Below are 23,429 nucleotides of genomic sequence, written 5' to 3' on the forward strand. Positions count from 1 at the left end.
CGTTTCAGCCTTCAGCGACGATCTTCGCGTCGCGGATGGTCTGGGCGTACTTCTGCTGCTCCTGCTTCATGAAATCGGCAAAGCGCTGGACGCTGCCGCCGCCGTCCTCCGCGCCCACCTGCGCCAGCTTTTCCTGCACGTCGGCCATCGCCAGGACGCGGTCGATGTCCTGGTTCATGCGCTGGACCATGGCGGCGGGCATCTTGCCCGGACCGACCATGCCGAACCAGATGCTGGCCTCGAAGCCGGGATAACCTTGCTCGGCCACGGTCGGCACATTGGGGTGGCTCTTGGAGCGCTGCAACAGGGTCTGCGCCAGCGCGATCACCTTGCCGGATTGCACCAGCGGCGTGGCGGTGGTCATGCCTTCGAAGCAATACTGCACGTGGCCGCCCAGCAGGTCGTTCATCAAGGGCGCCGAGCCCTTGTAAGGCACGTGCAGCACATCGATGCCGGCGCGGGCCTTGAAGATTTCCAGCGCCAGGTGCTGCGCCGAACCGCTGCCGGCCGAACCGAACACGATCTTGCCCGGCTGCGCCTTGCACAGCGCAACCAGTTCGGGCAGCGTCTTGGCGGGCTGCGCGGCGCCGCCCATCAGGATGGTGGGGGTCTTGCCGACCAGCGCGATGGGCGTGAAGTCGCGCTCCACCGAATAGGCCAGCTTGGGCTGCAGGCCCGGCGCGATGCCGTGGCTGTTGACGTGCGCCATCAACAGCGTGTTGCCGTCGTTGGGCTGGCGCGCCACCTGCTCGGCGGCGATGATGCCAGCCGCGCCGGCGCGGTTTTCGACGATGACGGGAATATTCCACATCACGCCCAGCTTCTGCCCCAGCAGGCGCGCCAGAACGTCGGTGCCGCCGCCAGCCGGAAAGCCCACCACGATCTTTACCGGCCCCTGCGGCAGGTCTTGCGCCCGCGCCGCCGCCGGCAGGACCAGCGCGGCTCCCAGCGCCGCGGCGCCGGTCATGAATTGCCTACGTTGCATTGCTGCCTCCTCGCGCGCCGGTCCGATGGCCGGCGACTGGTTATCGAAACACTGCCAGCATTCACCGCCTCCGGCCGTCTTGCGCGACCTGGCTGCGGCGCTCCTGCGCGGCTCGTCGCGGCCGGCCGGCCGCGGTTCCGCCATTCATTACTTACCGACGCGGCTCCACTTGCCGTAGCGTTCGACCATGCGCTCGTCGAAGCCGAAGCCCAGGCCGGGCTCCTGGTGCAGCACCACACGCCCCTGCTTGTGCGTCAGTTGGCGATCCACCAGCCTGCGGAAGTTCAGCACCTGGTCGTCCCAGAAGAATTCGACATAGCGCGCATTCGGCGTCGCGGCGACCAGCGGCGCGTGCACGTCATGGAACCAGTGCGGGCAGACAACCACGCCGTAGCTGGCGGCGGTAGCGGCGATGCGCTTCCATTCGGTGATGCCGCCGCAGACGGCTGCGTCGGTCTGCAGGATGCCGGCCGCGCCCTTGTCCAGCAACTCCTTGTGATACCAGCGGCCATAGCCGATCTCGGCGGTGGCGATGGGCAGGCGCGTCAGGCGCGCCAGCTTGGCATGGCTGTCGATGTCGTCGGGGCCGAAGGGTTCTTCAATGAAGTACGGATCGTACTGTTCGAAGCGGCGGATGTATTGCATGGCCTGGGTCACGTCCTGCCAGGCGTTATTGCAGTCCATCATCAGTTCGACGTCGGGTCCGATGGCCTCGCGCGCCGCCTTCAGGCGCGCCTCTTCCTCGGCCGGGGACAGGCGGCCGGTCTTCATCTTCACGGCGCGGAAGCCCTTGGCCACGTAGCTCGCCATTTCCTCGCCCAGGTGCTGCGGCGTCTTGCCGTCCAGGTAGTAGCCGCCGCTGGCGTAGGCCGGCACGGTTTCCAGTTCGACCGCGCCCAGGTACTTGTGCAGCGGCAGGCCGACGGCCTTGGCGTTCAGGTCCCACAGCGCGATGTCCAGGGCGCTCAGCGCCCGCATCACGGTGCCTTGCCGGCCTTGCAGCAGGGCTTCCTGGTACATGGCCTGCCACAGGCCCTCGACGGCATGGGAATCCTTGCCCAACAGCACGGGCCCCAGCAGATCCCGCACCGCGGCCTCGAAAATGGCGCCGCCGGCGCTACCCACGTAGCAGAAGCCGATGCCTTCCACCCCGTCGGAGGAGCGGACCTTCACCAGGCCGTAGTGGCGCGTCGACACGCTGCGGTTCGAAAACGAGGTGACCTTGTCCAGGGGCACCGCGGCGGCGCACACGTCTATGGATTCAATGATGGGCACAACTGGCTCCTTGGTAAGCGGGATGGTCGGGCGGGGCCGGCGCGGCGTGCGCGGCCTCAACGCTCTGTCTGTATTCTTGCCGCAGCCAAAGAAAACAACAATTATCTTCATCCATCTTTAGAATATGGAAAAAACGTCTTTTAAGGAGGGCCACGCCGGTGGATTCGCGCTTTCTGCAAACCTATGTGCACGTGGTGGAGCTGGGCTCCATCGCCCAGGCCGCGCGCCACCAGGGGCTGACGCCCGCCACGGTGCAGCAACGCCTGCGCGCGTTGGAAGCGGACATGGGCAGCGCCTTGATCGCGCGCTCCGGGCGCACCGTGAAACCCACCCAGGCGGGCCTGCGGATTCTGGAGCGCGCCCGCGCCATCCTGCGCGACGTGCGCGACCTGCGTTCCGCCGCGTCCGATACCGAATTGCCGGCCGGCCCGCTGCGCCTGGGCGCCACCCCCACCGCGCTGACCGGCATCATGCCGCCCGTGCTGCGCACCTGGACCGCGCGCCATCCCCACATCGAAATCTACATAGAACCCGCGCCCACCACCCTGCTCTACGGCAAGGTGCTGTCGGGTGAACTGGACGGCGCGCTGCTGGTGCATCCGCTGTTCGCCATCCCCAAGACCTGCGCCTGGCGCGACCTGCGGCAGGAACCCCTGGTGCTGGTCACGCCGGCCGGCATGGAGGTGCGCGATCCGCTGGCAGTCATCGCCCGCGAACCCTACATCTGCTATGACCGCAGCGTAGTCGGCGGCAAAATGGCCGACGACTACCTGCGCACGCGCAGCTTGCGGCCGCATGTGCGCTTCGAGCTCGATGGCATCGACTCCATCGCCAAGCTGGTGTCGGAAGGATTGGGCGTTGCGCTGCTGCCCGACTGGGCCAGCTCGGGCGAACCGTCAGCCCGCGTCAGGCGCTGGCCGCTGCCGCCGCCCTGCCCGGTGCGCACCGTGGGCGCGATATGGCTACGCTCTGGCGTGCGCTCGGCGCTGATGCAGGCGTTCGTGGAAATGGCCGAGGCTCAGCTCGGCCAGGACTAAGCAGGAAAGATCAGCCCTGCGGGTCCGCATCGCGGCCATCGCGGGCCACCACCACACCGCCGGACACCACCAAGCGGCGCGGCGCCCGCGTCGCCACGGCCTGCGCGATGCAGCTGGCGCCGACCAGCACCAGGTCGGCGCGTGCGCCCGGCGCCAGGCCATAGTCCGCGAAACCACAGGCGCGGGCCGCGGCCGCGGCCACGCAGTCGAACGCCCATTCAACCTCGTCGTCGCGCCGCAGATCGTTGCGCAGGCCGATCAGCATGGCGCGCGCCAGCATGTCGGGGCTGCCGTAAGGGGTCCAGGTGTCGCGGATGCCGTCGTTGCCGCCGAAAATCGTCACCCCCGCCTCTCGGCAGGCGCGCACGGCGGGTACGGGACGCGACGGCGGCGCCGTCGTCAACAAGGCCACCTCCAACGCGGCCAGCCGCCGCAGCAGGCCGTCCAGCCGCTTCGCGTCCACGCCGCCCAGACAGAAGGCATGGCTGATGACGACCTTGCCCTGCATGCCCAGCGCCTGGACCCGGTCCAGGATCAGGTCCAGCGTGAACGCGCCCAGTTCGCCTGGCTCGTGCAGATGGATATCGATGGGCTTGCCGTGCTTGCAGGCGATGCCGAACAACACGTCGAGCGATCTCGCCGGATCGCGGTCTATGGCCGACGGATCCAGTCCGCCCAGCACGTCCGCGCCCTGCGCCAGGGCCTGGTCGAGCAGCTCGGCCGTGCCGGGTCGGATCAGGAGGCCCGACTGGGGAAAAGCCACGGTCTGGATCTCGACGCGTCCGGCCAGTTCCTGGCGCGTGGCGTGCACGCCTTCCAGGTGGCGCAGCCCGGCGTCGGTATCGATGTCCACGTGAGTGCGGATGCGGGTCGTGCCTTCGCGCAGGAAGGCCAGCGCCAGGGCGCGCGAATGGCTGGCCGCGTCATGGCCGCTGCGGGCGCGCCAGGCGCGCTCGTTCTCGATGCGGTCAGTCAGCGCCGGCCCCACCTCGTTCACGTACCAGGGCGAGTCCCAGGTGGTCTTGTCCAGGTGCGTATGGCCTTCGACCAGACCGGGCAGCAGCAAGGCGCCCGCGCCGTCCTCGACAGGCACGCCCGGCTCGGCGGCGAGGCCGGGCCCGATACTCTGGATGCGTCCGCCGCGCACCAGCACGTCCACCGCGGCGCCTTGCGGCGCGCGGACATTTTTCAACAACAAATCAGTCATGGCAGGCTTCCAGGCGCCGCGCGTGGCGGCCGGCCTTGCGCAGACCAGGCGGCACGCGCCGTCAACTCAGGCTTGAGGCGGTTCAATCCAGAAAAAACGTTCGCCCTGGCGGACCATGTCGGCCACGCCTTCGGCGCCGATGCGGTAGTCCGTGCCCATCAGCGTGGCGCCGCCATCCTCGTGGATATGAATGATGGCCAGCGGGTCGTTCGCCATGGAGTACCAGTAGTAACCCGGCTTGAGATCATGCAGGTTCGTAGTCATGTTTCGAGTATACAAACATCCCCGCGCCGTATTCAAAAAGACACAAAAATCCAGGCTATGCCTGACATGATCGACACGAGGCGGCATACTTCCCGATTCCAGGCCCAAACCGCCCGCACCGTTGGCATGCGTCGACCCGGCAGTCACCGCGAGGGCGCATATGCTTTGATCGTGAGAGGAACCGCGAGCGTATGAAAAGGCAGTCTCTTCAATTCAGCGAGCCGCTTAAACAAGCTGTTTTGGACGGCCACAAAGTACAGAGCCGGCGCATCCTGAAGCCGCAACCGACCAAATTGACCACGGTCTGGTATGCCGATGCCGCGGATTCCGGCAGGTGGGTGGCCATGGGCCCCTCGCTGGATCATCCGTCTGAACTGCGCAAGACCTCCAGTTGGGTCAGATGCCCTTATGGAAAATCCGGCGACAGCGTCGAATTGACCGATGAAGCTGGCAATACTTTCGCCACCGCCGTCATCGTGGGGGTGCGGGTCCAGCGCCTGCAGACCCTGTCCGAGGCCGACGCGCGCGCCGAAGGCACGCAGGCCCTGTATCAGAGCTCTGCGCTGCTGCCGGGCGTCCCGCTGCAAACCGCGTTTGCATTGACCTGGTGCGAGCGCTACGGCTCGCATGCATGGGCCGCCAACCCCTGGGTATGGGTGGTCGAATTCCGCCGCCAGCACGCCGACGGCGAGCAGGACGCCTAGAGCGGCTTGTGCCGGCCCGCCCGGAAAACTGGTGCGCCCGCGCAACGCCGTTACGTGGAAGCAGGGCCGGATGGTGACCGCCTGTAACCTGCCCGCCCGGCTTCACCTGATTCCAGGCGATTTCAATCGATTTCAATTGCTGCGGCTCCCGAGCGGACGATTGCTGTTGCGTGGCAGCAAGCCGCATGCCTTCTTTGCGGGGACGGTTGCGGATTGTCGCGATTGACGCCGGCCCGCTTACTTCTGCCTGATCAAAAAGCCCGAAAATGGCATCAACCAATACTCAACTTTGCTGCGTCATGCGGCAGGCAGGTGCAACATGAAAAAATGGCTTATTGCTGGTGCTGGTGCCGCTGGTCTGCTGATCTCCAGCGTCGCTCTGGCTCGCGTGGACGTCGGCATCTCGATCGGCATACCGGGCGTCGTGTACCCCGCGCCGGTCTACGTCGCACCGCAGCCGGTGTACGTGGCGCCCCCGCCCCCTGTCTATTACCGCCCGGCGCCGGTGTATGTCGCGCCGCCGGTGGTTTACCCGGCGCCGGTTTATTACCGCGGCGGCGGCCGCTACTATGACCGCGGTTATTACTATGGTCGCGGACGCGGGCACGATCATCACCACGGCCGCGGCCGCGGACATGACCGCGACGATTAAGCCGCGGGACGGCCGCCAGGCGCGAGCCTGATAACTCCGGAAAAGACAAAGGCCACTCGCAAGAGTGGCCTTTTTTCTGCGCGGCATGTCCGGTGCCGCTCGCAGGTGCCTCAGGCCGCAGGGGCCGGCACGGGTTTTCCGGCCAGCACGGCCGGTTGCTGCGGGGTTTTGCTGGCTTTGCCATCGCTCCACCGCGGCGCTTCCTGAACGAGATCGATCCAACGGCGGGGCTCGCTCGACGACCGCCACCAGCCATTATGCGGACGCATGGGCAAACTCCGGCTCACCGTTGAAACGCACGCCGTTGATACCCTGGAACAGGTGCAGGCTTTCCTGCTCGGCTTCGTGCAGGCTCGAAAACGGCGCCTGGCCTGGCACGGTCCAGCATTTTTCCGGCGCGGTGCCGCCGACGCGGCGGGTCCATATCTGCACACGGTAGCCCTGCTCGTCTTCCTGAGCCACGGAGCATCTCACACGAAAATCTCCAATCATTCTTGAAGTCATGGGCAACTCCTTGTTATTTAAGTGAATGAAGCGTGTAGCACACGGGGCGTATTGTGCCGTAACTATCCGGCCCTTTTATTGGAATACACAATTGCTCACATCATAATCAAGCGCTCTCGTCCCCAGGTTAATGACCTGAAGCGACAGGAATATGTATTGATAATAAAAAAAAACGGAGCCCCAAAGGCTCCGTCTTTTACTCCGCCAAATGACGGATGGACAGGCTATGTCGCGTCAGGCTTGCGCCGCCGGATTCAATACCGTCAGGCCGCCCATATAAGGCTGCAGCGCCTGCGGAATCAGCACGCTGCCGTCGGCTTGCTGGTGATTTTCCAGCACCGCGACCAGCGCGCGGCCCACGGCCAGGCCCGAACCATTGAGCGTGTGGACATATTCCGGCTTACCTTGGGCATTGCGGAAACGCGCCTGCATGCGGCGGGCCTGGAAGGTCTCGCAGTTCGACACCGAGGAAATCTCGCGCCAGGTGTTCTGCGCCGGCAGCCACACTTCCAGGTCATAGGTCTTGGCCGAGCCGAAACCCATGTCGCCGGTGCACAGCAGCACCACGCGGTACGGCAGGCCCAGCAGCTGCAACACGCGCTCGGCGTGGCCGACCATGTCCTCCAGCGCTTCGTAGGACTGATCGGGCTGCGTGATCTGCACCATTTCGACCTTGTCGAACTGGTGCTGGCGGATCATGCCACGGGTATCGCGGCCGCCGCTGCCTGCTTCGGAACGGAAGCACGGGGTATGCGCGGTGAGCTTGAGCGGCAGGTCGGCGGCGGCCTGGATGGTGTCGCGCGCCACGCTGGTCAAGGTGATTTCCGAGGTGGAGATCAGGTACTGGTCTTCACGCACATAAGGCTTGCCCTGGTCGTCGACCTTGGGATCGTCGTCGCCGCCTCCCTTGGACACGGCGAACATGTCGTCCTTGAACTTCGGCAACTGGCCCGTGCCATACAGCGTCGAGGCATTGACGATGTAGGGCGTATAGCACTCGGTATAGCCGTGCGTGCCGGTCTGCAGGTCCAGCATGAACTGCGACAGCGCGCGGTGCAGGCGCGCAATGGGGCCGCGCATGAACGAGAAGCGGGCGCCGGACAGCTTGGCGGCCATGTCGAAATCCAGGCCCAGGGGTTCGCCGATGGCGACGTGGTCGCGCGCCTCGAACGCCAAGGCGGGCGGATTGCCATCGGCGCCGGCCGCGCCAGGCAGCCAGCGGCGCACCTCGACGTTGTCGTCGGCGGACTCGCCCAGCGGCACGCTGGCGTGCGGCAGATTGGGCACCGACATCAGCAATTCGTTGAGCGGCTGCTGCAAGGCGGCCAACTCTTCTTCGAGCTGCTTCAGGCGCACGGGCACGGCCTGGGATTCAGCCATGACGGCGCTGGCGTCCTCGCCCTTGGCCTTGAGCTGGCCGATCTGCTTGGCCAGCGCGTTGCGGCGGGCTTGCAGGGACTCGGTTTCGGTCTGGACGGCCTTGCGGCGGGATTCCAGCTCATTGAACCGTTCCGTGTCGAAGGACACGCCACGGCTTTTGAGGCGGTCGACGACGGTTTGCAGGTCTTTGCGCAGCAGTATCGGGTCTAGCATGGTGATATCGGTGAGGTTGCGTGAAGCAACGGGCGCGGCCCGTTACCGTTTCTTGGCGCGTTCCTGGGCGTCCAGCTCGCGCAGGAATGCCAGCTTTTGCTGGATTTTAGCCTCCAGGCCGCGATCGGTCGGCCGATAGAAGGAGGGATTGAGTCCATCGGGGAAATATTGCTCGGCGGCGGCGTAGCCATGCGGCTCGTCGTGCGCGTAGCGGTAGGCCTTGCCGTGGCCCAGCTGCTTCATCAATTTGGTGGGCGCGTTGCGCAGGTGGATCGGCACCGGCGCGCTGCCGTGCTCGGCCGCGAACTTGCGCGCCTGGTTGTAGGCGTTGTAGACGGCGTTCGATTTGGCGGCGCAGGCCATGTAGACCACCGCCTGCGCCAACGCCAGCTCGCCTTCCGGCGAGCCCAGGCGTTCATAAATGTCGGCGCCGTTCACGGCCAGGTCGGTGGCGCGGGGATCCGCCAGGCCGATGTCCTCCACCGCCATGCGCACCAGGCGGCGCGACAGGTATTTGGGATCGGCGCCGCCATCGATCATGCGGCAGAACCAGTACAGCGCGGCGTCGGGATTGGAGCCGCGCACCGACTTGTGCAGCGCGCTGATCTGGTCGTAGAACGCGTCGCCGCCCTTGTCGAAGCGGCGCAGGTTCTGCGACAGCGAAATCTCCAGCCAGGCCGCGTCCACCGTGTCGCGGCCGGCGGCTTGCGCCGATTCGGCCACCACTTCGACCGCGCTGATCAGGCGGCGCGCGTCGCCGTCGGCCCAGGCCGCCAGCTGTTCGCGCGCGTCTGCATCGACATGGATGCGCTCGCCCTCTTCCAGCCCGTCGTTCAGGGCCTGCACGGCGCGGTCGACCAGTTGCTGCAGTTCCTCGGCGGTGAGCGATTGCAGCACGTACACCCGGGCCCGCGACAGCAACGCCGAATTGACCTCGAACGAAGGATTTTCGGTGGTGGCCCCGATGAAGGTGAACAGCCCGCTTTCCACATAGGGCAGGAACGCATCCTGCTGCGCCTTGTTGAAGCGGTGCACCTCGTCGACGAACAGGATGGTGCGGCGGCCCTGGCCTTGCGCGATCTGGGCCACCGTGACCGCGTCGCGGATGTCCTTGACCCCGCCCAGCACCGCCGAAATGGCGATGAACTGCGCGTCGAAGCCGTCGGCCATCAGTCGCGCCAGCGTGGTCTTGCCCACGCCCGGCGGCCCCCAGAAGATCATGGAGTGCGGGCGGCCCGACTCGAACGCGACGCGCAGCGGCTTGTCCGGCCCCAGCAGGTGCGACTGCCCGACCACGTCGGACAGCGTGCGCGGGCGCAGCCGTTCGGCCAGGGGCACATAGGGCCGATGCGCAGGATCGGCCGCGAAGAGATCGTTGCTCATTGGCAGGAGATGAGGGGAGACAGCAAGTAATTCAAGTCAGCATTACACCATGGCAACGGTCCGCGCCTCCCCAGTACGGCCCTAGGCCAGCCCCGGCAGCCCGAAGCGCCGGTTCGCCAGCACCGGCAGCACCTTGCGGGCATGGGCCAGGCGTTCGGGGTCGATGTCGGCGAACACCAGCGCCGGCGCCTCGCCCGCGCGCGCCGTCACCACGCCCAGCGGGTCCACCACCATGCTGCAGCCGATGTTGCGTTCGCCGCATTCGCCGGTGGCCGCCACATAACAGGTGTTTTCCAGCGCCCGGGCCGTGACCAGCACTTCCCAGTGCATTTCCTTCAACGGGCCGCGGACCCAGGCGGACGGCAGCACCAGCAGGTCCGCGCCATCCAGCGCCAGGCGCCGCGCCAGTTCGGGGAAACGCACGTCGTAGCAGGTCATCAGCCCGACGCGCAGGCCGCCGATGTCCAGCAACGGCGGGATGTCGATGCCGGGCGTGACGTTGGTGGATTCCTTCATGTTGAAGGCGTCGTACAGGTGCAGCTTGCGGTACTGGGACAGGATCTGGCCGTCGCGCAGCGTCACCAGCGTGTTCCAGACGCGCCCTTCCCCCGTTGGCACGTGCACGCACATCATGGTCGCCAGCTGCGAGCCGCGGCTGGCTTCCAGCAGACGGCTCATGAAGGGGCCGTCCAGCGGCTGGGCCGCCTTCAGGACGATCTGCGGATCGGTGATGTCGCGAGCCAGGATGCCTTCAGGCAGGACCAGCAGGCCGGCGCCGCCGGCGCGGGCGCGTTCCATCAGGTCGATGCAGACCTGGGCGTTTTCTTCCCAGACGCGGCTGACGGCGAACTGGCCCAAAGCAACTTTCAGCATGACGCTTTCCTTGTATCGGAGGTTTTTCCTATTGTCGCGCCAACCGCCGGACAACGCCGACTACGGGAAACTCCTAGCTCCCGCTTGTAAATTCTTTTCACGATAATGAAAAAAACCAGGTTTGACGTAAATATTTTCCATAGCAGGCGCCCCATGACGAATTCCTCCTCCCCCGCAGCCCCCCTGGACGTGAACGGCAAAGGCCTGGGCGCCTTTCCGGAATCCTGTACCACCGCGGGCGTGGCCGCGCTGAACTGGAATCTGCTCAATGAGGACGTCAGCCTGCCCGTGGCGGTGCTGTACGAAGCCCGGGTGCGCCACAACCTGCAATGGATGCAGCGCTTCATGGAAGCGTACAAGGTCAAGCTGGCGCCGCATGGCAAGACCACCATGAGCCCGGCGCTGTTCAAGCGCCAGATCGAGGGCGGCGCCTGGGGCATCACGCTGGCCACCGCGCCGCAGGTCCAGGCCGCCTACCAGCACGGCATCCGCCGGGTGCTGATGGCCAATCAGCTGGTGGGCCGCGCCAACATGGCCATCATCGCCCGCCTGCTGCGCGACCCGGCCTTCACCTTTTTCTGCATCGTGGACTCCCCCGCCAACGCGGCCCAGCTAGGCGCCTACTTCGGCGAACAGGGGCTGACCTTGCCGGTGCTGATCGAACTGGGCCCGCAGGGCGGCCGCACCGGCGTGCGCGACGATGCCCAATTGCAGGCGCTGGTCGAAGAGATAGGCAAATGGCCCGGCCTGGCCCTGGCCGGTATTGAAGTCTACGAAGGCGTGCTGCAGGAAGAAAACGCGATCCGCGCCTTCCTGCGCCGCGCCACCGACTCCCTGCGCAGCCTGGCCACCGCCGGCCGCCTGCGCAAGAACGGCCCGGCCCTGATCTCCGGCGCCGGTTCGGCCTGGTTCGACGTGGTGGCCGAGGAATTCTCGCAGCTGGACATCGGCGCGCCGCTGGAAATCGTGCTGCGCCCCGGCTGCTACCTGTCGCACGACGTCGGCATCTACCGCTCGGCCGCCGAACGCATCAATGCCCACAACCCGGTTGCCCAGAAAATGGAACCCGGCCTGCAGCCGGCCTTGCAGGTCTGGGCCTATGTGCAGTCGCTGCCCGAACCGGGCCGCGCCATCGTCGCCATGGGCAAGCGCGACGCTGCCTTCGACGCCGGCCTGCCCACGCCCGCCGCGCTGTTCCGCCCTGGCCGCGACACCGCGCCCGGCCAGGCCCCCGCGCACTGGAAGCTGAGCGCGATGATGGACCAGCACGCCTTCATGCAGATCGGCGCAGGCGACGACATCCAGGTCGGCGACATGATCGCCTTCGACATCTCCCACCCCTGCCTGACCTTCGACAAGTGGCGCCAGGTACTGCTGGTGGACGAGCAATACCGCGTCACCGACGTGGCCGGAACCTTCTTCTGAACGTCCCTGCCCGCCGCGCCGGAGCGGGGGCAGGAAGCATCGCGGGACCCCGGCGCACTCATCTAACTACAAGCAAAACCCGTTTTTGACCCTCTGGAGAGAGAATCATGAACTTCCGTACCTCCCGGCGAGGCGGTGGGCTCAATAGCCTGCTGCTGGCCGGCGCAATTGGCTTGACCGCATTGTCGTCCCCCGCCCTCTGTGCCACGCCGATCAAGGGAGGCACGATCTCGGTCGCCACCATAGGCGAGCCGCCCACGCTGGATCCGATGACCAGCACGGCCGACCTGGTGGGCATCCTGACCCAGCACTTCTTCGAAACGCTGTACACCTTCGACGGCAAGTGGAACCTGACCCCGCTGCTGGCCGACAAGCTGCCGGAAGTCTCCGCTGACGGGCTGATCTATACGATCCCGCTGCGCCAGGGCATCACCTTCCATGACGGCTCCAAGATGGATTCGTCCGACGTGCTGGCCTCGCTCAAGCGTTGGACCGAGACCGCCACGCGCGGCAAGATGGCCGCCAAGATCATCACCGGCATGGAAGCGCCGGACGCCAACACCATCCGCATCACGCTCAAGCAGCCCTATGCGCCGCTGACGGCATTGCTGGCCATGAACAACAGCGCCGCCGTCATCATGCCCAAGGGCAAGATCGCGCCGGCCCTGACTGAATTCATCGGCACCGGCCCCTACCAGTTGAAGGCGCGCGTGCCCGACCAGTACATCCAGCTGGTCCGCTTCGAAGGCTACAAGCAGCGTGAAGGCGAGCCCGACGGCTTTGGCGGCGCGCGCAAGCAGTACCTGGACGAGATCCGCTTCGTGCCGGTCAGCAATGCCAACACCCGCGTCGAAAGCGCGGTGGCCGGCCAGTTCGACTATGTCGACTCGCTGCCGGTGGAATCGCTGCCCAAGCTCAAGAACGGCCGCTCCGACCCCGTCATGCTCAAGCCCTTCGGCTGGCCGCGCCTGGTGCTCAACACCAAGCAGGGCATCATGTCGAACCTGGCGGTCCGCCAGGCCGTGCAGCTGGCGCTCAACGAAGAAGACATGCTGTACGCCGCGTTCGGCGACAAGAACTTCTACAAGCTCAACGGCGACCTCTATCCCGAGGGCTATCCCTGGGCCACTTCGCTGGGCGGCAAGGTCTACAACAAGGGCGACGCCGCCGGCGCCAAGAAACTGGTGGACGGCGCCAACGTGCAGGACCGCAAGATCCGCATCCTGACCAGCCAGCAGTACGAGTTCCACTACAAGATGGCCCTGGTGGCCGCCGAATACCTGAAGGCCGCCGGCTTCACCGTCGACATGCAGGTGGTGGACTGGGCCACGCTGACGCAACGCCGCCAGGATCCGGCGCTGTGGGACGTCTTCATTACCCACAGCCCCTTCCTGCCCGAGCCGGCCCTGATCGACTTCCCGTCCAAGGACGCGCCGGGCTGGTGGGACACGCCGCGCCGCAACCAGACGCTGGACGCCTTCAACCAGGCCGGCAGCCAGGAAGAGCGCGTCAAGCGCTGGGCTGACGTGCAGCAGGCCGTGTACGACGAAGTGCCCTTCATCAAGGTCGGCGACTTCAACGCCCAAGCGGCACGCTCGCCGTCGCTGCAAGGCACCAAGGCCGTGCCGTGGCCCTACTTCTGGAACGCCTGGAAGTCGAAGTAAACGGCGTGGCGCGGCAGGGCAAGGGCGCAAACAAGACCTCCTGCCGCGCGCGACGCATCAGCGCATGCCGCGCGGAGCGCGCCGTCTCAACGAGCGCGCCGCCCTCTCCCCACGATACGACGCTTTTTTAGGACATCCATCGTGTTGCGTTATCTCTTAAACCGGCTGGTCGGACTGGTGGCCGTGATGTTCATCGTCGCGACCATCGTGTTCGTGATCATCCGCGTCACGCCTGGCGATCCGGCCGCCGTGATGCTGGGTCCGCAGGCCAGCCAGCAGGACATCGCCGCGCTGCGCACCCAGCTGGGGCTGGACCAGCCCATGGTCGTGCAATACCTGTCGTGGCTGGGCAAGCTGGCCCAAGGCGACCTGGGCCAATCCATCTTCATGAACAAGCCGGTGCTGTCGGCGCTGGCCGACCGCGCCGAGCCCACCATCCTGCTGACGCTCATGTCGCTCTTGATCGCCAGCGCCATCGCGCTCCCCGTGGGGATCCTGTCCGCGGTCAAGCGCGGCACCACGCTGGACCAGTCGGTGCTGTCGTTCTCGATGTTCACCTCCAGCGTGCCCAGCTTCTGGCTGGGGCTGCTGCTGATGCAGGTGTTCTCGGTCAAGCTGGGATGGCTGCCAGTGGCCGGCTACGGCGGACCGGACGCCTCGCTCATGACCCGGCTGTCGCACCTGATCCTGCCCGCCGTGGTGCTGGGCCTGGTGAACTCGGCGCTGATCACGCGCTTTATCCGCGCCAGCATGCTGGACGTGCTGCGCGACGACTATGTGCGTACCGCGCGCGCCAAGGGCCTGCCGGAAAGCAAGGTGATCCTGAAGCACGCCGTGCGCAATGCGCTGATCCCCATCCTGACGGTGCTGGGCCTGACCACGGCGCTGCTGATCAGCGGCGCGGTCGTGACCGAAACCGTGTTCGGACTGCCCGGTGTGGGCAGCCTGGTGGTGTCGGCGGTGCTGCGCCGCGACTACCCCGTCATCCAGGGCGCGCTGCTGATCATCGCGGCCATCTATGTCCTGATCAATCTCATCATCGATCTGCTCTATCTGCTGGTCGACCCCCGGGTGCGCTACTGATATGGCTATCGCAACTTCCGCAAACTCCGCCGCTGGTGCCGACCGCTGGCAGGTCCTGCGCCTGCTGGTGTCGCGCAAGACCGTGCTGATCAGCCTGATCGTGATCGTCGTGCTGGTGGCCGCCGCGCTGCTGGCGCCCTGGCTCAGCCCCTACGATCCGTTCAAGCTGTCCATCATGAACCGGCTCAAGGCGCCGGGCGCCGCGCACTGGTTCGGCACCGACGACTTCGGCCGCGACGTGTTCAGCCGCGTCATCTACGGCGGACGCCTGTCGCTGATGGTGGGCTTCTCCGTCGTCATCGTGTCCAGCATCCTGGGCATCGCATTGGGCCTAATCGCCGGCTTCTTCCGCACCGCGGACAAGTTCGTGTCGCGCCTGATCGACGCCATGATGGCCTTCCCCGACATCCTGCTGGCGATCTCGCTGGTGGCCGCGCTGGGTCCCTCGCTGGTCAACGTGGTGATCGCGCTGGGCATCGTCTACACGCCGCGCCTGGCCCGCATCGTGCGCGCCTCGACCCTGGTGATCCGCGAACTGCCCTTTGTTGAAGCGGCCCGCGCGCTGGGCGTGCCCACCTGGCGCATCGTCACCGTGCACGTGCTGCGCAACCTGGTGTCGCCCATCCTGGTGCAGGGCACGTTCATCTTCGCCTACGCGATCCTGGCCGAAGCCGGCCTGTCGTTCCTGGGCGTGGGCGTGTCGCCCGACATCCCGACCTGGGGCACCATGATCAACGCCGGCCAGCAGTACATGGGTTCGGCCGACTGGATCATGATTTTCCCCGGCATCGCCATCGTGTTGTCCGTGCTGTCGCTGCAACTGGTCGGCGACGGCCTGCGCGACGTCCTCGATCCGCGCCTGCGCAAGGAGCTGTAATCATGACCGCAAGCACCCGAGACGTCGTGCTTTCCGTGGAAGGGCTGAAGACCTGGTTCCACAGCCGCGACGGCATCGCCAAATCGGTGGATGGTGTGACCTTCGACCTGGCCCGCGGCGAAACGCTGGCCATCGTCGGCGAGTCCGGTTCCGGCAAGTCCGTGACCAGCCTGTCCATCATGGGCCTGCTGCCCAAACCGGCCGGCCGCATCGAGGCCGGCAGGATCCTGTACCGCGACCGCCAGGGCGCGCAGCACGATCTGGCTCAGGCCACGCCGGCCACCCTGCGCAAGATCCGCGGGGCCGAAATCGCCATGATCTTCCAGGAGCCCATGACCAGCCTGAACCCGCTGTACACAGTGGGCGACCAGATCGCCGAGGCCGTGCTGCAGCACGAAGGCGGCTCCTATGACGCCGCGCTCCGGCGCGCCCGCGAAATGCTGGAGCGCGTGGAAATCCCGGCGGCCGACCGCCGCGTCAACGAGTACCCGCACCAGATGTCGGGCGGCATGCGCCAGCGCGTGATGATCGCTTTGGCCCTGGCCTGCAACCCCGCCGTGCTGATCGCCGACGAGCCCACCACCGCGCTGGATGTGACCGTGCAGGCGCAGATCCTGGACCTGCTGCGCCGGCTGCAGGCCGAGATGAACATGAGCATCCTATTCATCACCCACAACCTGGGCGTGGTGGCCGAGATCGCGCATCGCGTGGCGGTCATGTACGCGGGCCGCGTGGTCGAGGACGCCGGCGTCTACGACCTGTTCGAAAAGCCCACCCATCCCTACACCCGCGGTTTGCTGTCCTGCATTCCCACCGCCGCCCTGCTGGCCTCCGGCGAACGCCTGCGCGCCATTCCCGGCAACGTGCCCAGCGTGCTGTCGCTGCCGCCCGGCTGTACCTTCGCGCCGCGCTGTCCCCTGGCCGCCGACGACTGCCGCGCCGCCGTGCCCGAACTCCTGCCAGTGCAGACCGAACACCGCGCGCGCTGCATCAAGGTGAATCCGATATGACGACTAGCCCCATTCCCATCCGCGCCGAAGAGCCGCTGGTGCGGATCCAGGACCTGAAAGTCCACTTCCCCACCTCGCAGGCGCGCAACGCCCCTGTGGTGAAGGCCGTGGACGGCGTCAGCTTCGACGTGCCGCGCAACACCATCGTCGGTCTGGTCGGAGAGTCCGGCTCCGGCAAGACCACCACGGGCCGCGCCCTGCTGCGCCTGTTCGCGCCCACCGCTGGACGCATCCTGTTCGACGGCCAGGACATCACCAAGCTGTCCGAAAAGCAGATGCTGCCCTGGCGCCGCCGCATGCAGATCGTGTTCCAGGACCCTTACGCCAGCCTCAACCCGCGCATGACGGTGGCCGAGATCCTGGGCGAGGCGCTGGACACGCACCGCCTGGCGCAGAACCGCCGCATGGCCCGCATCGGCGAGCTGCTGGAACGCGTGGGGCTGAACGCCGACCACAGCCGCCGCTATCCGCACGAGTTCTCGGGCGGCCAGCGCCAGCGCATCGGCATCGCCCGCGCCCTGGCGGTCGAACCCGATTTCATCGTGGCCGACGAGCCGGTCTCGGCCTTGGACGTCTCGGTGCAGGCACAGGTGCTGAACCTGCTGCAGGACCTGCAGCGTGACCTGGGGCTGACCATGCTGTTCGTGGCCCACGACCTGGCGGTGGTGGACTATCTGTGCGACGAGGTCGTGGTGATGTACCTGGGCCGCGTCATGGAACGCGGCCCCACCAGCGAGGTCTATGCCCGCCCCCGCCATCCCTATACCCGCGCGCTGCTGTCCGCCGCGCCGGTGCCGGACCCGCGCGCGCCGCGCTCGCGTATCCTGCTCAAGGGCGACATCCCCAGCCCGGTCAATCCGCCTTCCGGCTGCGTGTTCCGCACCCGCTGCCCGTACGCCATCGAAAGCTGCGCGACCACCGAGGCGCAGGCCGCCAACGTCGGTCCGGGCCACTATGTGGCTTGTTCGCGCATCGGCGATGCCGAACTGGCCGCCTGATCGCCGCCCTGTCCAGACCAGACCCAGGAAGCCCACATGAACATCATCCGCGACATCGTCTTCCAGATACGCAGTCGACGGGACTCGCTGAGCGTGACCGAACGCAAAGTCGCCGACGCCATCCTGGACGACATCATCTGGGGCGCCAGCGCCACCGTCGACCAACTGGCCGCCAAGGCCGGCGTCAGCATCGCCACCATCTCGCGCTTCGCCCGCACGGTCGGCTGCGACGACACGCGCGACCTGAAGCTGAAGCTGGCCCAGGCCAGCACCGTGGGCAGCCGCTTTCTCGACCCCAGCGCGCCGCCCGAGGAAAGCACCTTCTACGCCCGCATCTACGCCGACATCGAAAGCACGTTGCGCGCGCACCTGCCCAACTTCACCGAGCAGCTGTTCGAAGCCGCGGCGGGCATCGTCGACGGCGCCCGCATGATCTACGTGTTCGGCATGGGCGGCGCGTCGGCCGTGCTGGCGCAGGAAGTGCAGTCGCGCCTGGTGCGGCTGGGCTACCCCATCGCCGTGTACAGCGACGCGGTGCTGCTGCGCATGGTCGCGGCCACCCTGGACGAGCGCGATGCGGTACTGATCCTGTCGGCCTCGGGCCTGACGCCTGAAATCGTGGGCGCGGCCCGCATCGTCAAGCAGTACCAGGCGCGCATCGTCGCCATCACCGACGCGACCTCGGCGCTGGCCGGGCTGGCCGACGTGGTCCTGCCCATCCGCACCGACGAAACCGACTTCATCTACAAGCCCTCGGCGTCGCGCTACGCGATGATGCTGGCCATAGACCTGCTCTCGACCGAACTGGCCATGCTGAACCAGGAAGAAAACCGGGAGCGCCTGCGCCGCATCAAGCTGGCGCTGGACGAACACCGCGGCGGCCCGAACCGCCTGCCGCTGGGCGATTGAACTGGAACACAAGATGTACGACACCCTCATAGGCAATGTGCTGGTCCTGGACGGCACCGGCGAACCCGCCTACCGCGCCAGCGTGGCGCTGGCCGACGGCCGCATCGCCGCCATCGGCGACCTGCCCGGCGCGGCCGCCCGCCATATTTTCGACGGCACCCGCCTGGCGCTGGCTCCCGGCTTCATCGACGTGCATACCCATGACGACACCAACGTCATCCGCACGCCGGACATGCTGCCCAAGCTGTCCCAGGGCGTGACCACCGTGGTGGTGGGCAATTGCGGCATCAGCGCCTCGCCCGTGGCCTTGCGCGGCGAACCGCCGGATCCGATGAACCTGCTGGGGTCCCGCGCGGATTTCAGCTATCCCACCTTTGCCGACTACACCCGCGCCATCGAGGCCGCGCAGCCTGCCGTGAACGTGGCGGCGCTGGTCGGCCACACCGCCCTGCGCAGCAATCACATGGACCGGCTCGACCGCGCCGCCACGCGCGAGGAAGTGCTGGCCATGCGCGAGCAGCTGCGCGACGCGCTGGCGCATGGCGCCATCGGCCTGAGCACGGGGCTGGCCTATGCCTCCGCCTTCGACGCGGACACCGATGAGGTCAAGCTGCTGGCCGAGGCCCTGGACGAATTCGGCGCGCTCTACACCACTCATCTGCGCTCGGAATTCGCCGCCATCCTGGAGGCCATGCAGGAAGCCTTCGACATCGCCCAGCACGCCCGCGTGCCCGTGGTGGTCTCGCACCTGAAGTGCGCCGGCGCCGGCAACTGGGGCCGCACGAAGGAAGTCCTGGCCACGCTGGAAACCGCGGGCCGCCTGCAACACGTGGGCTGCGACTGCTATCCCTATTCCGCCAGCTCGTCCACGCTGGACTTGAAGCAGGTCACTGACGAGTTCGACATCGACATCACCTGGTCGGTGCCGCATCCGGAGCAGGCCCGCCGCAAGCTCGCCGACATTGCCGCCGACTGGGGCCTGCCCTTGGTGGAGGCGGCCGCGCGCCTGCAGCCGGCCGGCGCTGTGTACCACAACATGCACGAAGACGACGTGCGCCGCGTGCTGTCGCACCGGCTCACCATGGTGGGCTCCGACGGCCTGCCCAACGACCCCATGCCGCATCCCCGGCTGTGGGGCGCGTTCCCGCGCGTGCTGGGACACTACAGCCGCGACGTGGGCCTGTTCCCGCTGACCGAGGCCGTGCACAAGATGACCGGCCTGTCCGCCGCCCGCTTCGGCCTGGCCGATCGTGGGCTGGTGCGCGAGGGCTATCATGCGGACCTGGTGCTGTTCGATCCGGCCACGGTGATCGACCGCGCCACCTTCGCCGCCCCGGTGCAGACCGCCGCGGGCATCGAGGCGGTCTGGGTCAATGGCGCCCTGTCCTACCGCCAGGGCGAGGCCACGGGCGACCGCGCCGGCCGCTGGCTGCCGCGCAGCGGCGACCTGCGTAAGAACTTCCAATAGGCGCCCTGCGCCAGACCGACCCTCATTCCAAGGAGAGAACCATGAGCACAGCTCCCACCGCCGACAACAACGGCATCACCCGCTACGGCGTCGCCGGCGGCACCGGCCAGGGCGGCTCGCACATGCCCTTTGCCCGCGCGGTCGCGGCCGACGGCTGGCTTCACGTGTCCGGCCAAGTGCCGATGGACAATGGCGAAGTCGTCGAAGGCGGCATCGTGACCCAATCGCACAAGGCCATCCAGCAGGTCCTGGCCATCCTGAAGGAAGCCGGCTACGGCCCCGAACACGTGGTGCGCTGCGGCGTATGGCTGGACGACGCGCGCGACTTCGCGTCGTTCAACAAGGTGTTCAAGGAGTATTTTGGGGAGAACCCGCCGGCGCGGGCCTGTGTGCAGTCTTCGTTGGTCGTCGACGCCAAGGTCGAGGTCGATTGCATCGCGTATAAGCGTCCTTGAGAGGTCCTTGCGCTTAAAAAAAATGCCCGGCGACGCCGGGCATTTTTCATCACATCTTCACCACGTCCACGCCCTTGGGCGCGACGAATTGGAATTCCTTGGCCGGCAGCTGTGGATTGGCGGCAATGCCGGACAGATCCACGCGGGTGGTTTGTCCAAACGAGTCCAGCAGCTCCACGCGCACCGGCAAATTGTCCTTCATGCCGATGTCCACGCGCGAGAAACCCGCATCGGCGGTGCGCGGCTTGGCGCGCAACCAGTCGATCCCGTCCTTGGACGGCAGGGCCGAGACGTCGAACGACTGCTCCAGCGAGCCCGAGCCGAACAGGATGGCCGCAGGCGAGGTGCCGATGGCGGCGTCGACCTTGCGTTCGGTCACCTGGGCCAGGTCCGGATCGAACTGGAACACCTGGCGGCCATCCGACACCACCAGCTGTTCATAGGGCTTCTGCACCGCCCACTTGAATTTGCCGGGGCGCTGGAACGAAAACACGCCGGTCTGGGCAGGCTGCGTGCGGCCCTGGTTGTTCACCGTGTACTGCGAGAACGAACCGGTGGCGGAGGTCACCGTGGCCACGAAGGCGCGCAACTGCTCCTGCGCGCTGGCGGCGAACGCCAGGGCGGGCGCCAGGCTCAGGGCCGCGACGGCGGCCAGTCGGCGGAACATCTTCATCAAGCTTCCTCTCGGGCGGCGGCGGCCGCGGGAACGAGGATCTCGCGGTTGCCATTGGACTGCATCGCCGACACCATACCCGATTGCTCCATCTGCTCCAGTAACCGGGCAGCACGGTTGTAACCAATGCGCAGGTGGCGTTGCACCAGCGAGATGGAGGCGCGGCGGTGCTTGAGCACCACTTCGCACGCCTGGTCGTACATCGGATCCGATTCGGCGTCGCCGCCGATGCCGGTGACGCTGCTGGCGCCTTCGCCGCCGTCACCGTCCAAGCCGCCTTCCAGCAGGCCTTCGATGTAGTTGGGTTCGCCCTGCGCCTTGAGGCTTTCCACCACGCGGTGCACTTCGTCATCGCTGCAGAACGCGCCGTGCACGCGCACCGGCAGGCCGGTGCCTGGCGGCATGTAGAGCATGTCGCCCTGGCCCAGCAGGGTTTCCGCGCCCATCTGGTCCAGAATGGTGCGCGAGTCGATCTTGGACGACACCTGGAACGCGATGCGCGTCGGGATGTTGGCCTTGATCAGGCCGGTGATCACGTCCACACTGGGACGCTGCGTGGCCAGGATCAGGTGGATGCCGGCGGCGCGCGCCTTCTGCGCCAGGCGGGCGATCAGTTCTTCGATCTTCTTGCCCACCACCATCATCAGGTCGGCGAGTTCGTCGATGACCACCACGATGGTGGGCAGCGGCGACAGCGGCTCGGGTGCGTCCGGCGTCAGCGAGAACGGATTGGGGATGGGTTCCTCGCGCTTGATCGCGTCGCGGATCTTGGTGTTGTAGCCCGCCAGGTTGCGCACGCCCATCTTGCTCATCAGGCGGTAGCGCTTTTCCATTTCGCCCACGCACCAGTTCAGCGCGTTGGAAGCATGGCGCATGTCGGTGACCACCGGCGCCAGCAAGTGCGGAATGCCTTCGTAGACGCTCATTTCGAGCATCTTCGGGTCGATCAGGATCAGCCGGGTGTGGGACGCGTCCGCCTTGTACAGCAGCGACAGGATCATGGCGTTGATCCCCACCGACTTGCCCGAACCGGTCGTACCCGCCACCAGCAGGTGGGGCATCTTGGCCAGGTCGGCCACCACCGGGTTGCCGGCGATGTCCTTGCCCAGCGCCATCGTCACGACCGAATGGCTGGCGTGATAGGTCTGCGAACCCAGGATCTCGGACAGGCGCACCATCTGGCGGCGCGGGTTGGGCAGTTCCAGGCCCATCAGGTTCTTGCCCGGAATGGTTTCCACCACCCGGATGCTGACCAGGCTGAGCGCGCGCGCCAGGTCCTTGGCCAGGTTGACGATCTGGCTGCCCTTCACGCCCGTGGCGGGCTCGATTTCGTAGCGCGTGATGACCGGGCCAGCCTGCGCCGCCACCACGGTGACCGACACGCCGAAGTCGGCCAGCTTCTTTTCGATCAGGCGCGAGGTGAATTCAATGGTTTCGGCCGACACCGTTTCCTGGTTGGCCAGGGGCGGATCCAGCAGGCTGATCGCCGGCAGGTCGCCTTCGGCGCCGCCCGAGGGCGCGAAGAACAGCGATTGCTGTTTTTCCTTTTCGACCCGTTCGGACTTGGGCACCACGGTAATCGCCGGTTCGATCCGGACCGGCTGCTCATGGACCAGTTTTTCCTGCTTGGCCACGACCTGTTCGGTGCGCACGGCCTTGGCGACTTCACCGACCTTGCGGTCTTCGCGCGCGGCATAGGAATCGCGCACGCGGCGTACCAGGCCTTCCAGCCAGGAGCCCACGCGTTCGGCGATGGACAGCCACGAGAACGAGAAGAACAGGCTCAGGCCGATGGCCAGCATGACCAGGAAGGCCAAGGTGCTGCCAGTGAAGCCGATGCTGCGGCCGATCAGGTCTGCCAACGTCTGGCCGATCACGCCGCCGGCGCCGCTGGTGTTTTCCGAGGCGCCGGGCAGGTGCGTGCCGCGGCTGGCCAGGCGCAGGGCTTCCATGCCCAGCGAACCAACCAGCAGCAGGAAGAAGCCGATGCCTTCTTCCCAGTGGACGCGGGGCAACACTTCCGGTTGCTTACTATTGGTAACGCGAAGGTGGCTGGCCAGGCGGCGGTAGCCCGCCCGCACCCGGTGCAGCAGCAAAATCACCCACCACCAGGCGGAAAAACCGAACAGATAGAGCAGGATGTCCGCCAGATAGGCGCCCAGGGTCCCGCCCCGGTTGTGGATGGCGCCGGCGGGGACGGAATGCGACCAGCCCGGGTCGGCGGCGTTCCAGGTGGCCAGCACCAGCGTCAGCCAGGCCGCCAGGGCGGCGAAGAGGATCCAACGGGCTTCACGCAGCAGCGCGGACAAGCGCGTCTGCAGGGGGGAAGGCCCGTTACGGGTGTTGCGCGAGGCGCGCGGAGAAGCAGTCGAGATACGCGGCATGCGGCT

General features: G+C 66.7%; 22 protein-coding genes. 12 read left to right on the top strand and 10 right to left on the bottom strand.

Annotated features, from left to right (window positions below):
- Window positions 1–4: 4 nt before the first annotated feature.
- Together IPU70_RS16490 and IPU70_RS16495 are read right to left on the bottom strand one after the other, a co-directional pair.
- Window positions 5–985 carry a tripartite tricarboxylate transporter substrate binding protein gene (locus IPU70_RS16490; protein ID WP_013391917.1) on the bottom strand — a complete coding sequence of 327 codons (981 nt, stop codon included), beginning with the start codon at window positions 983–985 and terminating at the stop codon, window positions 5–7.
- A 147-nt stretch (window positions 986–1,132) separates the two neighbouring features.
- The gene (locus tag IPU70_RS16495) at window positions 1,133–2,260 is read right to left on the bottom strand and encodes a mandelate racemase/muconate lactonizing enzyme family protein (protein ID WP_207468725.1); all 1,128 of its coding nucleotides are present in this window, start codon (window positions 2,258–2,260) and stop codon (window positions 1,133–1,135) included.
- 158 nt (window positions 2,261–2,418) lie between these two features.
- Between IPU70_RS16495 and IPU70_RS16500 the strand changes: the two genes are divergently transcribed.
- Window positions 2,419–3,297: a LysR family transcriptional regulator gene (locus IPU70_RS16500; RefSeq protein ID WP_207468726.1), complete on the top strand. Its 879-nt coding sequence runs from the start codon at window positions 2,419–2,421 to the stop codon at window positions 3,295–3,297.
- Window positions 3,298–3,307: 10 nt separating this feature from the next.
- On the opposite strand, the gene IPU70_RS16505 is transcribed toward IPU70_RS16500, so the two are convergent.
- Together IPU70_RS16505 and IPU70_RS16510 are read right to left on the bottom strand one after the other, a co-directional pair.
- Window positions 3,308–4,504, bottom strand: coding sequence for an amidohydrolase family protein (locus IPU70_RS16505; RefSeq protein ID WP_207468728.1), 1,197 nt, complete (start codon window positions 4,502–4,504; stop codon window positions 3,308–3,310).
- A 66-nt stretch (window positions 4,505–4,570) separates the two neighbouring features.
- Window positions 4,571–4,768 (bottom strand): hypothetical protein, encoded by a 198-nt coding sequence (locus IPU70_RS16510; protein ID WP_207468765.1) that lies wholly within the window; start codon window positions 4,766–4,768, stop codon window positions 4,571–4,573.
- 191 nt (window positions 4,769–4,959) lie between these two features.
- On the opposite strand from IPU70_RS16510, the gene IPU70_RS16515 reads away from it, so the two are divergent.
- Window positions 4,960–5,472, top strand: coding sequence for a hypothetical protein (locus tag IPU70_RS16515; protein WP_207468730.1), 513 nt, complete (start codon window positions 4,960–4,962; stop codon window positions 5,470–5,472).
- Between the two features lie 319 nt (window positions 5,473–5,791).
- The gene (locus tag IPU70_RS16520; RefSeq protein WP_013391911.1) at window positions 5,792–6,124 is read left to right on the top strand and encodes a virulence factor; all 333 of its coding nucleotides are present in this window, start codon (window positions 5,792–5,794) and stop codon (window positions 6,122–6,124) included.
- 255 nt (window positions 6,125–6,379) lie between these two features.
- On the opposite strand, the gene IPU70_RS16525 is transcribed toward IPU70_RS16520, so the two are convergent.
- The 4 genes from IPU70_RS16525 to IPU70_RS16540 form a co-directional block, all read right to left on the bottom strand.
- Entirely contained in the window at window positions 6,380–6,628 is a 249-nt protein-coding gene (locus IPU70_RS16525) for a hypothetical protein (protein ID WP_207468732.1), read from the bottom strand.
- Window positions 6,629–6,862: 234 nt separating this feature from the next.
- Window positions 6,863–8,221, bottom strand: a complete 1,359-nt coding sequence (gene serS, locus IPU70_RS16530) for a serine--tRNA ligase (protein ID WP_013391908.1) — start codon at window positions 8,219–8,221, stop codon at window positions 6,863–6,865.
- A 42-nt stretch (window positions 8,222–8,263) separates the two neighbouring features.
- Window positions 8,264–9,604, bottom strand: a complete 1,341-nt coding sequence (locus tag IPU70_RS16535; RefSeq protein ID WP_207468734.1) for a replication-associated recombination protein A — start codon at window positions 9,602–9,604, stop codon at window positions 8,264–8,266.
- An 81-nt stretch (window positions 9,605–9,685) separates the two neighbouring features.
- Window positions 9,686–10,477, bottom strand: coding sequence for a deaminated glutathione amidase (locus tag IPU70_RS16540; RefSeq protein ID WP_013391906.1), 792 nt, complete (start codon window positions 10,475–10,477; stop codon window positions 9,686–9,688).
- A 153-nt stretch (window positions 10,478–10,630) separates the two neighbouring features.
- On the opposite strand from IPU70_RS16540, the gene IPU70_RS16545 reads away from it, so the two are divergent.
- From IPU70_RS16545 to IPU70_RS16585, 9 genes are all read left to right on the top strand, one after another.
- Window positions 10,631–11,902 (top strand): amino acid deaminase, encoded by a 1,272-nt coding sequence (locus tag IPU70_RS16545; protein WP_207468735.1) that lies wholly within the window; start codon window positions 10,631–10,633, stop codon window positions 11,900–11,902.
- Between the two features lie 107 nt (window positions 11,903–12,009).
- On the top strand, window positions 12,010–13,566 hold the full coding sequence (locus tag IPU70_RS16550; RefSeq protein ID WP_207468737.1) for an ABC transporter substrate-binding protein: 1,557 nt from the start codon (window positions 12,010–12,012) through the stop codon (window positions 13,564–13,566).
- A gap of 141 nt (window positions 13,567–13,707) precedes the next feature.
- Entirely contained in the window at window positions 13,708–14,649 is a 942-nt protein-coding gene (locus tag IPU70_RS16555) for an ABC transporter permease (RefSeq protein ID WP_013391903.1), read from the top strand.
- A 1-nt stretch (window position 14,650) separates the two neighbouring features.
- Entirely contained in the window at window positions 14,651–15,526 is an 876-nt protein-coding gene (locus tag IPU70_RS16560) for an ABC transporter permease (protein ID WP_207468738.1), read from the top strand.
- Window positions 15,527–15,528: 2 nt separating this feature from the next.
- Complete coding sequence (locus IPU70_RS16565) at window positions 15,529–16,536, top strand: ABC transporter ATP-binding protein (RefSeq protein ID WP_207468739.1); 1,008 nt, start codon at window positions 15,529–15,531, stop codon at window positions 16,534–16,536.
- Window positions 16,533–17,534, top strand: coding sequence for an ABC transporter ATP-binding protein (locus tag IPU70_RS16570; protein WP_013391900.1), 1,002 nt, complete (start codon window positions 16,533–16,535; stop codon window positions 17,532–17,534). The genes IPU70_RS16565 and IPU70_RS16570 overlap by 4 nt, the downstream gene beginning before the upstream one ends.
- Window positions 17,535–17,570: 36 nt before the next feature.
- On the top strand, window positions 17,571–18,443 hold the full coding sequence (locus IPU70_RS16575) for a MurR/RpiR family transcriptional regulator (protein ID WP_207468740.1): 873 nt from the start codon (window positions 17,571–17,573) through the stop codon (window positions 18,441–18,443).
- A 13-nt stretch (window positions 18,444–18,456) separates the two neighbouring features.
- Window positions 18,457–19,911: an amidohydrolase family protein gene (locus IPU70_RS16580; protein ID WP_207468741.1), complete on the top strand. Its 1,455-nt coding sequence runs from the start codon at window positions 18,457–18,459 to the stop codon at window positions 19,909–19,911.
- 41 nt (window positions 19,912–19,952) lie between these two features.
- Window positions 19,953–20,366 (top strand): RidA family protein, encoded by a 414-nt coding sequence (locus IPU70_RS16585; RefSeq protein ID WP_013391897.1) that lies wholly within the window; start codon window positions 19,953–19,955, stop codon window positions 20,364–20,366.
- Window positions 20,367–20,415: 49 nt separating this feature from the next.
- Here the strand turns inward: IPU70_RS16585 and lolA are convergent, their stop codons facing one another.
- Complete coding sequence (lolA, locus tag IPU70_RS16590; RefSeq protein ID WP_207468742.1) at window positions 20,416–21,039, bottom strand: outer membrane lipoprotein chaperone LolA; 624 nt, start codon at window positions 21,037–21,039, stop codon at window positions 20,416–20,418.
- Window positions 21,039–23,423 (bottom strand): DNA translocase FtsK, encoded by a 2,385-nt coding sequence (locus IPU70_RS16595; RefSeq protein ID WP_085947787.1) that lies wholly within the window; start codon window positions 23,421–23,423, stop codon window positions 21,039–21,041. The genes lolA and IPU70_RS16595 overlap by 1 nt, the downstream gene beginning before the upstream one ends.
- Window positions 23,424–23,429: the final 6 nt, after the last annotated feature.

Source organism: Achromobacter sp. SD115, assembly GCF_017355315.1.
In the GTDB taxonomy this organism is placed as follows: Bacteria; Pseudomonadota; Gammaproteobacteria; order Burkholderiales; family Burkholderiaceae_B; genus Achromobacter; species Achromobacter xylosoxidans_B.

Excerpts from the sequence above, each read along its gene's own strand:
- IPU70_RS16490 (WP_013391917.1), bottom strand. The coding sequence starts at position 985 with ATGCAACGTAGGCAATTCATGACCGGCGCCGCGGCGCTGGGAGCCGCG.
- IPU70_RS16505 (WP_207468728.1), bottom strand. The coding sequence starts at position 4,504 with ATGACTGATTTGTTGTTGAAAAATGTCCGCGCGCCGCAAGGCGCCGCG.
- IPU70_RS16510 (WP_207468765.1), bottom strand. The coding sequence starts at position 4,768 with ATGACTACGAACCTGCATGATCTCAAGCCGGGTTACTACTGGTACTCC.
- IPU70_RS16515 (WP_207468730.1), top strand. The coding sequence starts at position 4,960 with ATGAAAAGGCAGTCTCTTCAATTCAGCGAGCCGCTTAAACAAGCTGTT.
- IPU70_RS16520 (WP_013391911.1), top strand. The coding sequence starts at position 5,792 with ATGAAAAAATGGCTTATTGCTGGTGCTGGTGCCGCTGGTCTGCTGATC.
- IPU70_RS16525 (WP_207468732.1), bottom strand. The coding sequence starts at position 6,628 with ATGACTTCAAGAATGATTGGAGATTTTCGTGTGAGATGCTCCGTGGCT.
- serS (WP_013391908.1), bottom strand. The coding sequence starts at position 8,221 with ATGCTAGACCCGATACTGCTGCGCAAAGACCTGCAAACCGTCGTCGAC.
- IPU70_RS16535 (WP_207468734.1), bottom strand. The coding sequence starts at position 9,604 with ATGAGCAACGATCTCTTCGCGGCCGATCCTGCGCATCGGCCCTATGTG.
- IPU70_RS16540 (WP_013391906.1), bottom strand. The coding sequence starts at position 10,477 with ATGCTGAAAGTTGCTTTGGGCCAGTTCGCCGTCAGCCGCGTCTGGGAA.
- IPU70_RS16545 (WP_207468735.1), top strand. The coding sequence starts at position 10,631 with ATGACGAATTCCTCCTCCCCCGCAGCCCCCCTGGACGTGAACGGCAAA.
- IPU70_RS16550 (WP_207468737.1), top strand. The coding sequence starts at position 12,010 with ATGAACTTCCGTACCTCCCGGCGAGGCGGTGGGCTCAATAGCCTGCTG.
- IPU70_RS16560 (WP_207468738.1), top strand. The coding sequence starts at position 14,651 with ATGGCTATCGCAACTTCCGCAAACTCCGCCGCTGGTGCCGACCGCTGG.
- IPU70_RS16565 (WP_207468739.1), top strand. The coding sequence starts at position 15,529 with ATGACCGCAAGCACCCGAGACGTCGTGCTTTCCGTGGAAGGGCTGAAG.
- IPU70_RS16570 (WP_013391900.1), top strand. The coding sequence starts at position 16,533 with ATGACGACTAGCCCCATTCCCATCCGCGCCGAAGAGCCGCTGGTGCGG.
- IPU70_RS16575 (WP_207468740.1), top strand. The coding sequence starts at position 17,571 with ATGAACATCATCCGCGACATCGTCTTCCAGATACGCAGTCGACGGGAC.
- IPU70_RS16580 (WP_207468741.1), top strand. The coding sequence starts at position 18,457 with ATGTACGACACCCTCATAGGCAATGTGCTGGTCCTGGACGGCACCGGC.
- IPU70_RS16585 (WP_013391897.1), top strand. The coding sequence starts at position 19,953 with ATGAGCACAGCTCCCACCGCCGACAACAACGGCATCACCCGCTACGGC.
- lolA (WP_207468742.1), bottom strand. The coding sequence starts at position 21,039 with ATGAAGATGTTCCGCCGACTGGCCGCCGTCGCGGCCCTGAGCCTGGCG.
- IPU70_RS16595 (WP_085947787.1), bottom strand. The coding sequence starts at position 23,423 with ATGCCGCGTATCTCGACTGCTTCTCCGCGCGCCTCGCGCAACACCCGT.